Below are 8,737 nucleotides of genomic sequence, written 5' to 3' on the forward strand. Positions count from 1 at the left end.
CGGATGCGTCGGCGTGTTTCGTATGCATAAGCGGCTGGAAGGGCGCGTGCTGTTGCTGAGCATGCTGGTACTGCCGCTGCTGATACTGGGTATTTCCCTGTTCAAATCCATGCTGCTGCCGCGCTATGTACTGTGGAGTGCGGCGCCATTCTTTGTATTGGCGGGGCTGGGGGCGGACCTGTTGCCACGCCGTGTATGGACCATGGCCGCCACACTGTTGCTATTGCTGGGTGTGGTCAATCTGGGGCCGGTCTATCGCACCGAAACCAAGCCGCGCTGGGATATGGCGGCGGCCACCTTGGCGGCTAACGTACGGCCTGGTGACACCGTGTTCACCGCCGATCCCAACGCACCGACCATGCTTTCGGTGCTGAAGCCGAAAGGCGAGCTTCCGCTCGATGCCACCGCCATGGTGACCTCGCAACTCGACGAAGCCTTGGCGCGATGGCGGCAAGGCAGCCGCGTATGGGCCGTCAGCGGCCGCTCGGCGCTTGGGCAGCGCGAAGATCTGACCGATTTCAAGAGCCGGATCGCCGCACTGGGCACGCCCGTCGTGGAAATTCCGCAAGGCAAGGAAATCACCATCCTGATGTTCCCGGCACCTGACGAAGCGGAACCCAATTAAGGCAACACTGATCCCGCTGCGCTAACGGTATTGCTGGTGACATTGCTGGCAAACCTGGTCCACCGGCTTGAGCGCCACAGCCAGGGCCGGGCAATCTGCGGGCGCCGATTGCGTGGCTTTTTGCAAGGCCGTGCGCAGTTGGCTGGCCAGGTCGTTGAAGGGTTGCGGCGATGCCGGAAAGGCTGCAGGGATGTCCGCTGCAATCATTTGCATGTGTTGCAGCTGGTCGAGGTTCGCGGTCGCTTCGCAGTGCTGTCCTTTCACCGCTCGCTGCAACTGGTTGCGGTGGAAGCCCATCGTCACCATCAGCGCGGCGGGGAACGGGTTGCGTTCGCTCAGCGCTTGCATGGTGAACGCGGTACCGAGGATGCCGATAACCAGGCCCAGCACGATCAGCAGCGCGACACGCATGGTTTTCCTCTCCAAATGCCGTTGAGCGCAGAGGATACCCCAGCCCGCTTTGCGGCCACATAGGACGGCTAAAATAAGCGGATGTCTGTTGCAAAGCTGGTGGCGGCGTGAATCCTTGCGTTCCTGACCTGGTGGCCGGTGGCTGCCCATGAGTACGGCCTATCCTTCCGAGCGCTTCGACGGTGTCGAGCGGCTGTATGGCACCGGCAGCGTGGCGAGGCTGGCGCACAAGCATGTCTGCGTGATCGGTATCGGCGGCGTCGGTTCCTGGGCGGCCGAGGCGCTGGCGCGTACGGGCGTGGGCCGTCTCACGCTGATCGATGCGGATGAAGTCTGCGTTTCCAACACCAATCGCCAGCTGCACGCGTTGGACGGCGAGTACGGCAAGCCGAAAGTGGGCGTGATCGCAGCACGAGCGCATGCGATCAACCCGGCGATCCGCCTGGAAGCGATCGAGCGTTTTCTCACGCCGACCACGCTGGATGAACTGCTGGATCGTGGCTATGACGTGGTGCTGGATGCTTGCGATGCATTTCGCGTCAAGTTGGAAGCCATCGCCTGGTGCCGCCGCCGCAAGCTGCCGATGGTAACGGTGGGCTCGGCCGGCGGGCGCACCGACCCCACCCAGATTCGCGTGCGCGATCTCTCCCGCACCGAGCACGATGCGATGTTCAGCCTTATCCGCAAGAAACTCCGCCAGGATTTCGGCTTTCCGCGCAATCCGGATCGGTACTTCGGGGTGTCGGCGGTGTATTCGCTGCAAAACGTGCAGTACCTGCAACCGGATGGCACGGTATGCGGCACGCGTCCGCCCGGTGGCGATTCCTTGAATCTCGCTTGCGGTGGCGGCCTGGGTGCCGCCACGCATGTCACCGGTGCGTTCGCGTTTGCAGCGGTGGGCAAAGTCATGGAGAAACTTTTGGAAAAGGCCTGAAAAAATCCATCCTGGATTTTTTCAGGCATGCCGCGCCAGGCACATGCCCGCATTCGGCTCCCCCAATCGAGCACATCGTGCTTGCTTCGTAGACGGTGCCTCCATGCACCGGTGAAGTTCCAAAACCTTTGTCGCAAGTGCTAGCCGCGCATCGCTTGCGCAAGCATGGCGAGCCCTTCCTCCAGCACGGTGTCTTCGATCGTCAACGGGAACAGGAAGCGGATCACATTGCCGTAGGTGCCGCAGGTCAGCAGCAGCAAGCCGGCGGCTTGGGCGCGTTGCTGCACTTGCTTGGCAAAAGCGGAATCGGGTTGTCCGTTCGCCTGCATGAATTCCACCGCCACCATGGCGCCAGGGCCGCGGATATCCGCGATTTGTGGCACCTGCTCGCGCAGCTTTTGCAGGTGCTGCTTCAGGCGCAGGCCCAGGCGTTCGGCGCGTGCGCAAAGCTGCTCGTCCTCGATCGCGTCGAGCACGGCATGCGCGGCGGCAATCGCCAGCGGGTTGCCGGCATACGTACCGCCGAGGCCGCCAGGGGCTGGGGCGTCCATAATGTCCGCGCGGCCGATCACCCCAGACAGCGGCATGCCGCCGGCAAGGCTCTTGGCCACCGTCATCAGATCCGGCGCTACGTCGTAATGCTCCATGGCGAACAGCTTGCCGGTGCGGGCGAAGCCCGTCTGCACTTCGTCGGCGATCAGCAGGATGCCGTGCTGGTCGCAGATATCCCGCAGCGCGCGCATGAATTCCAATGGCGCCTGGTAAAAGCCGCCTTCGCCCTGCACGGGTTCCAGAATGATGGCCGCTACCTGCCTGGCATCGATGTCCGCCTTGAACAGTTGCTCGATGGCGCGCAGCGAATCGGCCACGGTCACCCCATGCAGCGGAACCGGTGCAGGCACATGAAACACGCTGCCGGGGAAGGGACCGAAGCCGGTTTTGTAGGGAACGACCTTGCCAGTGAGCGCCATGCCCATGAAGGTACGGCCGTGGAAACCGCCACTCAGCGCGATGACGCCGGGCCGGCCGGTGGCGCAGCGTGCGATCTTGATGGCGTTTTCAACGGCTTCCGCACCTGTAGTGAAGAACGCGGTTTTCTTGGCATGCGCTCCCGGCGCCAGGCGATTCAGGCGCTCGGCCAGCGCGACCGAGCTTTCGTAGGGGACCACCTGATAGGCCGTGTGAGTGAAGCAGTTCAACTGTGCCTCGATGGCCTGCAGTACACGCGGATGGCAATGGCCCACGTTGAGTACGGCAATGCCCGCGCCGAAATCGATATAGCGACGGCCTTCCACGTCCCACAGCTCGGCATTGCGCGCGTGCTGGGCATAGATGGGAAAGCCGATGCCCACGCCGCGCGGCGCGGCCGCGATGCGGCGTGTGTCGATATCGGCGTTGCTGGCCGGCAGAGATGTATTTGGAGTGTTGCGTTTTTGCAGGCTGGTTTGCGTCATACCATAGATCTCGCTAGTGCTTGTTCGTTGTTGCGGTGCGTTGCTCTCTCTACCAAGGAGAGAGGGCTTGGGCAGGGGCGTTCGGATCAGGCGCCGTCCACGTCGTAGCCAGTCAGCGAGCGGGCGAGGGCGCGTGCGCGTTCGACTTGTGTCATGTCCAGCACGACGTCCAGCACGGCTTCGTGCTCATCGGAAGCCAGTGCGATGGTTTCGCCGAACGGATCGGCAGCGTGGCTCTCTCCGCTGAACTGATAGTGCTCGCCAGCTCCCACCCGATTGGCCATTACGATAAATACCTGGTTGTCCAGCGCACGCACTGGCACGGCGTGGCGGTGCATATGGCCATATGGGCGCATCAAGCCGTCGACCAGAACGATCAGTTCTGCGCCACGGCGTGCGAGTTTGTGGGCCGGTGCGGGAAACTCGATGTCGAAACAGATCAGAAGGCCGACCCGGATGCCATGCCATTCGCATATCGGAAATGCCGTACCGGCTTCGAATACGCCCTGGTCCGAGTCGTACAGGCAGGACTTGCGATAGTGCAGCAGAAGGCTGCCGTCGGCATCGATCAGCACCGCGCTGTTGAAATAGCGTCCAGCGTCGACTTCGGCAAAACCGATCGCCACGCTTACGCCGGCGCTGCGCGCAGCTGTGCGTATGGCGGAGATGGATGGACCATCCAGCGGTTCGGCAAGCTGTTGCACAGTATCGGGCGTGGGGAAGCCGCATGAGCAGGTCTCCGGAAACACCAGCAGATCCGCCCTGTCTGCACTGGCCGCGATCATGTCTGCGACTTTGGCAAGATTGGCCGCCACATGGCCGTCGACCAGTGCGGGTTGAATCAACCGAATGCGTGGAGCCTTCATGATGCGCGTTCCCCGAAACCGTCACGCTCGATGCGACGGATGACTTCTTCCTCGGCGTGCAGATCGAGGGAGAGCGCGAGCAGCAAGTAGACGGCGCCGGCGACCACCAGCCCAACCAGCCAGGCGATGTCGACGCCTTCCAGTTTGCGTGCGAAATAGCCGACGAAAATTTCCTGCTGGCCGCTTGGGTCGACGATGTAGAAGAACGGAATCATGGCGGTAAAGCCGATCAGGTACGCCGCGATGCCGCGCATCTGCCAGGCGCCGTAGATGCCGCGTGGCGTGAAGAAATGCGGGATGGCGTAACGTCCCTTGCGCACGAAGAAATAGTCGACCAGGTTGACCGCCGTCCACGGCACCAGGAAGTACAGCAACAGCAGCAGGAAGGTATGCAACAGCGCGATGGCGTTGCCCTTGATCGATAACGTGCATGCGAGCAGCACGATGCTGATGGCGCCAATCGCCATGATGCGATGGCGGCGCGTAGGCTGGGTACGTTTGAAGGAGTCCACGCCGGTCAGCACGGTCAACATGGCGCTATAGGTGTTGAGCGAAATGATCGGCAGAAAACCGAGCATCGATACCACCACCACCAACTTGCCGAAGCCCGGGAAAAGCATGTCGCCGACTTGATTCAGTGACGCCAGGGCGTCGCTGGCGTGCAGCCGCTCGGCGAGCCACGCGCCAAGGGCGATCATCCATGCGCCGGACAGTGATGCGCCCAGGAAAATGTTCGCGATCAACTTCTTAGGACAGGTGTGCTTGGGCAGGTAACGCGAATAGTCCGATACGTAGGGTGCATAGGAGATGTTATAGCCGGCGGCGATCGCAAACTGGGTCAGGAAGGCGATGCCCTTGAATCCGAGGACCGGCTCCGCGGAGGGCGCAGCTGGGACCGGGCTGTTGCTGAAAATCAGTGCCACGGTAACGATGGCGTACAACGGCAGGGTGGCCATCAAGGTCCAGCTGAATACCTTGTGCATCAGGTCGTGGCCGTAGATCGACAGTAGTGCGCCTGTCACCACCGCCGCCGTGGCTACGATCTTCGGATCGAAGCCAAACACGCTGTTCAAACCTTCCATGATCAGCGTCACGTTGACCACGTTGAAGCCCACGAATACAAACAGCGTGGCAAGCAGCGCAAGGATCACACCGCGGTACCCGAACTGCGCACGCGACTGGATCATTTGGGGCAGGCCCATGTGCGGTCCCTGCGAACCATGGAAGGCCATGAAGATGGTGCCGAACATGATGCCGAGCGCACCGGCCAGCATCGTCCATGCTGCGGAGAGACCTATGCTGGGGCCGACGAACCCGATGGAGATGGTGAAGAAATGGAAGTTGCCCAGAAACCAGAACGGCCCCTGGCTGCCAAGCCGTGCATGCCGTTCGTGTTCCGGTACGTAATCGATCGAACGGTTTTCTACTTGTACAACGGTGGAATGGTTCATGGGCACATCCTTGGCTCAGAGTCCTGTCAGGTTTCATTGCGCCGCGGCACGCCGGGCATCACACACAACAGCTCATACGCGAGACTGGCGGCCAGCAAAGCGGTGTTGCCGTGCGGATCGTAGGGCGGCGAAACCTCCACCACATCCGCGCCGACCAGATCCAGCCCCCACGCGCCGCGGATCACTTCCAGCGTTTGCGGTACGGTCAAGCCTGCGATTTCGGGTGTACCCGTGCCGGGTGCGTAGGCCGGATCGATGCCATCGATATCCAGCGTGAAATAGACCGGGCCACCAGCGACTTTTGCGCGGACTTCCTCCATCAGCGACGCCAGCGAACGGCCCCAGCATTCTTCCGCCTGCACCACGCGAAAACCCTGGCTGCGGCACCAGTCGAAATCCTCAGCGGTATAGCCGGTGCCGCGCAGGCCGATTTGCGCCACGCGCTGCGGATCGACCAAATGCTCCTCCACGGCGCGGCGGAAGGTGGTGCCATGTGCGATCTTTTCGCCGAACATCACGTCATTGACGTCCGCATGCGCATCGATGTGTATCAATCCGATCGGGCCGTGGTGTTTGCGCAGCGCGCGAAGAATGGGAAGCGTGATTGTATGGTCTCCGCCGAGCGTAATTGCTCGGCATCCTGCCTGGACAATATGAGTGAATGCCTGTTCTATGCGTGCGACAGCGTCCAGCAGGTTGTAGGGGTTGATCGCGACATCGCCCAGGTCGGCGATGCGAAGCGCATCAAAAGGGGCAGCGCGCGTGGCCATGTTGTACGGCCGCAGCAATACCGATTCGCTGCGAATCTGGCGCGGTCCGAAGCGGGTGCCGGAGCGGTTGGAGGTGCCCTGATCGAGCGGAACACCGACAAATCCGATGTCCAGCCTGGAAGGGTCGTTGACTTCGGGTAGCCGCATCATCGTTGCGATGCCGCCGAAGCGAGGCATGTCGTTGCCGCCCAGTGGTTGATACACGTGATCAGACATCGTTGCGCTCCTGCGACTGCGGCGATGGTTCGATACACGTTCAGTGTGTGCATGCACGGAACGTGTTCCCTATGCCCGATCCTATGGCGCGACCATGGCAGCTTCCATCGTCAATATGATGTGTTTACATTGATGGTGATCGATGTATCAAAGGAATTGAAACATGCTCGGTAATGTGTCCGATCTGGATTTGCGTCTGATCCGTGTCTTTATTGCCATCGTGGACGCCGGTGGCCTGTCGGCCGCGCAATCGAAGCTCAACGTCGGCCAATCCACGCTGAGCAGTCAGCTGGTTACCTTGGAGACGCGCCTTGGCTTCAGTCTATGCAAACGCGGGCGCGGAGGCTTTCGCCTGACCGCCAAAGGGCAGCGCTTCGTACCGCTGGCGCGTGATCTGCTGACGGCGGTGAACGCATTCAGCACGCAAGCACGTCATCTGGATCGAAAATTGGTTGGCACCTTACACGTGGGATTGATCGGCCACACATCGATCAATATGAATGTGCGCATCGCGCAAGCCATCGCTCGCTTCCGGGAAAGGGATGAGGCCGTGCAGTTCAAGTTCTTTGTGCGTTCACCCGAGGAACAGGAGTCGCAACTGCTCAACGGCCAATTGCACCTGGCCGTCGGCTACTTCTGGCATCGGCTATCAGCCCTGGAATACACCCCATTGTTCGCGGAGCGGCAACAGGCCTATTGCGGTCGTGGGCATCCGTTGTTCGGTAGCGCCGACGAGGCGATGCCCGAAACATGGGGTAATTATGAATGGACCTGGCGCAGTTATCCCTTGCCGGAAGCCAACGCCCTGCTGCCAGCATCAGCCATTACGGCCGTGACCGATGATATGGAAGCTGCCGCAGTACTGATCCTGTCTGGCCGTCACCTAGGCTACCTGCCCGAGCATGTTGCCGCGCCTTATCTTGCCGCGGGCTTGCTGTCGCCGGTTAACGCCAGCGACATGCACTACGACGTGCATTTCCACGTGGCGGTGCGAAAGCATGGCGGCCTGGACGACATCGCTGCAGCGTTTCTGGAGGATCTGTTGCAAGTGCCCCATGTCGATGCATGATGTTTCATGCTATCGACGTCACATATGTCATGTTGACTTTTGACGTAGTTTTCGCGTCGTTATTTCTATGATCGTCAACAAAGAGTATTCATCGTGTCGCGATATCTCACGGTGACATCGAAAGCCGGGCTGAGTTGCCGCGTACCGGCAAGCTGAGGATGTGAATCCTGCCAGCGTCAAGAAAGCCAGCGTCATAGTGAGGTTTCGAAAGCCAGCGGCGCCCCGGCAGGATTGCTTGTGTGCGTTGTAAAGGTGGTCCGAGACGAAACGGGTTTCGGATCAAGACATGCTTCATCATCTTCTAAGGAGAGAGCCCATGTCATCGATTCCTTCGCGCAGCCGCTATACCTCCAAGACACGTGGTGAGGAAGGCCAGCTGACGGCGTTGATTCCGGATTTTCCTTTCGATTACGGCGGGTTTCTCGAGGCTGCGAAACAGAGCGAGAAGAGGCCGCTCTTTTCGTTGCCTCCGGAGGCCAAAGGCAGGCGAGTCTTGGTGGTGGGCGCCGGTGCCGCCGGAGCGGTGGCGGCCTATGAGCTGCTGCGTATCGGGCTCAAGCCGGTTTTGGTGGAAGCCTCCGACCGTTACGGTGGCCGTATGAATGCGCACCATTTGGGCGAAGGTGCGCAGGAAGTCATCGCAGAGCTGGGATGCATGCGTTTTCCAATATCGGGGAAGGCAGGTAAGCATTATTTTGACAAAGTTGGCATGTGGGATAATTCGGTGGCGTTTCCGAATCCCGGTGACAGGTACACGGAGAGCACCGTGGTCGATTATCGTGGGAGGCAGGAGTATTACGAAAGAGATGAAAAGCCAACCGAATATCGAGAGCTGGAAGACGATATGTTCGCCGAAAACGGCTTTCTCAATAACAAGTCGACGCGATTGTATGAAATGTGGAAGTGCATGACGGGTGACATCAGCCAAGATAAGCAGCTAA

Annotated in this window: 9 protein-coding genes; 4 read left to right on the plus strand and 5 right to left on the minus strand. The window is 60.5% G+C overall.

What is annotated here, in order from left to right:
* Window positions 1-625: hypothetical protein (locus VMA74_RS20640; RefSeq protein ID WP_325370448.1), on the plus strand; the 625-nt coding region annotated here is incomplete at its 5' end.
* 21 nt (window positions 626-646) lie between these two features.
* Here the strand turns inward: VMA74_RS20640 and VMA74_RS20645 are convergent.
* Window positions 647-1,036, minus strand: a complete 390-nt coding sequence (locus VMA74_RS20645; RefSeq protein ID WP_325370450.1) for a cytochrome C — start codon at window positions 1,034-1,036, stop codon at window positions 647-649.
* Window positions 1,037-1,184: 148 nt separating this feature from the next.
* Between VMA74_RS20645 and VMA74_RS20650 the strand changes: the two genes are divergently transcribed.
* A complete protein-coding gene (locus VMA74_RS20650) occupies window positions 1,185-1,970 on the plus strand; it encodes a tRNA threonylcarbamoyladenosine dehydratase (RefSeq protein WP_325370451.1) in 786 nt (261 codons plus the stop codon).
* Window positions 1,971-2,110: 140 nt separating this feature from the next.
* Here VMA74_RS20650 and gabT read toward each other — a convergent pair whose 3' ends face one another.
* The 4 genes from gabT to speB all read right to left on the minus strand — a co-directional run bounded on the left by gabT (window position 2,111) and on the right by speB (window position 6,727).
* Window positions 2,111-3,424 carry a 4-aminobutyrate--2-oxoglutarate transaminase gene (gabT, locus tag VMA74_RS20655; RefSeq protein ID WP_325370453.1) on the minus strand — a complete coding sequence of 438 codons (1,314 nt, stop codon included), beginning with the start codon at window positions 3,422-3,424 and terminating at the stop codon, window positions 2,111-2,113.
* An 86-nt stretch (window positions 3,425-3,510) separates the two neighbouring features.
* A complete protein-coding gene (locus tag VMA74_RS20660; RefSeq protein WP_325370454.1) occupies window positions 3,511-4,290 on the minus strand; it encodes a carbon-nitrogen hydrolase family protein in 780 nt (259 codons plus the stop codon).
* The gene (locus VMA74_RS20665; protein WP_325370455.1) at window positions 4,287-5,741 is read right to left on the minus strand and encodes a purine-cytosine permease family protein; all 1,455 of its coding nucleotides are present in this window, start codon (window positions 5,739-5,741) and stop codon (window positions 4,287-4,289) included. The genes VMA74_RS20660 and VMA74_RS20665 overlap by 4 nt, the downstream gene beginning before the upstream one ends.
* Window positions 5,742-5,767: 26 nt before the next feature.
* Window positions 5,768-6,727: an agmatinase gene (speB, locus tag VMA74_RS20670; RefSeq protein WP_325370457.1), complete on the minus strand. Its 960-nt coding sequence runs from the start codon at window positions 6,725-6,727 to the stop codon at window positions 5,768-5,770.
* 163 nt (window positions 6,728-6,890) lie between these two features.
* Here speB and VMA74_RS20675 point away from each other — a divergent pair, with 163 nt between their 5' ends.
* Together VMA74_RS20675 and VMA74_RS20680 are read left to right on the plus strand one after the other, a co-directional pair.
* The gene (locus VMA74_RS20675) at window positions 6,891-7,796 is read left to right on the plus strand and encodes a LysR family transcriptional regulator (protein WP_325370458.1); all 906 of its coding nucleotides are present in this window, start codon (window positions 6,891-6,893) and stop codon (window positions 7,794-7,796) included.
* A 316-nt stretch (window positions 7,797-8,112) separates the two neighbouring features.
* A partial coding sequence (locus VMA74_RS20680) for an FAD-dependent oxidoreductase (protein WP_325370459.1) occupies window positions 8,113-8,737 on the plus strand: 625 nt, incomplete at its 3' end.

The organism is Dyella sp., from assembly GCF_035508675.1.
Taxonomy (GTDB): domain Bacteria; phylum Pseudomonadota; class Gammaproteobacteria; order Xanthomonadales; family Rhodanobacteraceae; genus Dyella_B.